The sequence below is a fragment of the Aquisalimonas sp. APHAB1-3 genome (assembly GCF_048323695.1).
In the GTDB taxonomy this organism is placed as follows: Bacteria; Pseudomonadota; Gammaproteobacteria; order Nitrococcales; family Aquisalimonadaceae; genus Aquisalimonas.
The window spans coordinates 1-1859 of record NZ_JBLWFT010000030.1 but is presented as its reverse complement, the minus strand read 5'-3'; the positions used below and the strand labels follow the sequence as shown (position 1 = coordinate 1859).

Here is a 1859-nt window from a genome sequence, read left to right as displayed (position 1 = left end):
ACACCATGACCGATTACACCGCCCCGACGCGGGACATGAAGTTTGTCATGCAGGAGCTGCTGGATCTGGATGCGATCAGCGCCCTGCCGGGGTTCGAGGAGGCGAGCCCGGAGCTGGTGGACGCCGTGCTGGAGGAGGCGTCGAAGTTTGCCGGCGGGGTGCTCGCCCCCCTGAACCAGTCGGGGGACCAGGCCGGCGTGCGCTGGGATGATGGTGCGATCACCATGCCCGAGGGTTTCAAGGACGCCTACCGGCAGTTCGTCGAGGGCGGCTGGAACGGCGTGCAGTGCGAGGAGGAGTTTGGCGGCCAGGGTCTGCCGGAGCTCGTGGCCACGGCCACCCAGGAGATGTGGCAGGCGGCGAACATGAGCTTCGCGCTCGGCCCGCTGCTCACCGCCGGCGCCATCGAGGCGCTGCACGCCCACGGCTCCGAGGCGCAGCAGGCGACGTATCTCCACAAGCTCGTCTCCGGCGAGTGGTCGGGGACGATGAACCTCACCGAGCCGCAGGCGGGCTCGGATCTTGCCGCGGTGCGCACGCGCGCGACGCCTGAGGGGGATCACTACCTGATTCAGGGGCAGAAGATCTACATCACCTGGGGCGAGCACGACTGCGCGGAGAACATCATTCACCTGGTGCTCGCGCGCACGCCGGATGCGCCGGCGGGGGTGAAGGGGATCTCGCTGTTCATCGTGCCGAAGTACCTGCCCGATGCCGACGGCAACCCGGGCGAGGCGAACGACGTGCGCTGCGTGAACACCGAGCACAAGATCGGCATCCACGCGAGCCCCACCTGCACCATGTCCTACGGCGACCAGGGGGGTGCCATCGGCTACCTGGTCGGCGAGGAGGGCAAGGGGCTGATGTACATGTTCACCATGATGAACGAGGCGCGCCACAAGGTGGGTGTGCAGGGGCTGGCCATTGCCGACCGCGCCTACCAGCAGGCGCGCTGGTACGCCTCGGATCGCGTCCAGGGCACGCCGGCCGGGGGCGACCCCTCAAAGGCGGTGAACATCCTCCACCACCCGGACGTGAAGCGTCTGATGCTGACCATGCGCGCCCAGATCGAGGCGATGCGGGCGCTCGCCTACTCGGCGTCGTGGTCCATGGACATGAGCCGCCGCCACCCCAATGGCAGGGAGCGCGCGCAGCACCAGGCGCGGGTGGATCTGCTCATCCCCATCGTCAAGGGGTGGTGCACGGAGGTGGGCCAGGAGCTGGCGAGCCTCGGGGTGCAGGTCCACGGCGGCATGGGGTACGTGGAGGAGACCGGTGCGGGGCAGCACTACCGGGATGCGCGGATTACCACCATCTACGAGGGCACCACGGGCATCCAGGCCAACGACCTGATCGGGCGCAAGACGTACAAAGACGGCGGTGCGGCGATGCAGGCGCTGCTTGCCGAGATGGAGGGGCTGGCGGCGGAGCTGGAGGCGAGTGCCGACAGTGGCGTCAAGGCGATCGGCGAGCCGCTCACGGCGGGCATCACCGCCCTGCGGGAGGCGGCGGAGTACGTGGTGCGCACGCACGGGGAGAATCCGGCGGCGACGGCGGCTGGTGCGGTACCGTATCTGATGATGGCGGGGTACGTGTGCGGCGGTGCGCTGCTGGCGCGCTCGGCGCTGGTGGCGCGTGCGGCGCTCGATGGGGGCACCTCGGAGACGGACTTCTACCAGGCGAAGCTGGTGACGGCACGCTTCTACGCCCAGCACATGCTGCCGAAGGCGGCAGCGCTGCTGCCGGCGGTGCTGGCCGGGGATGATGCGGTCGGGGCCATGCCGGCGGAGTGGTTGTAGCGGCGGTGCCTGGGCGGGGGTGGTGGACCTGAAGGTCCACCCTACGCCCTCCGCGCCCCG

1 protein-coding gene is annotated in these 1859 nt (G+C 69.5%); it reads left to right on the top strand.

The window, feature by feature from the left end; all coding sequences use genetic code 11:
• The coding region (locus ACNSTU_RS17475) for an acyl-CoA dehydrogenase (RefSeq protein ID WP_418212812.1) at positions 1 to 1799 on the top strand (1799 nt) is incomplete at its 5' end.
• Positions 1800 to 1859 lie beyond the last annotated feature (60 nt).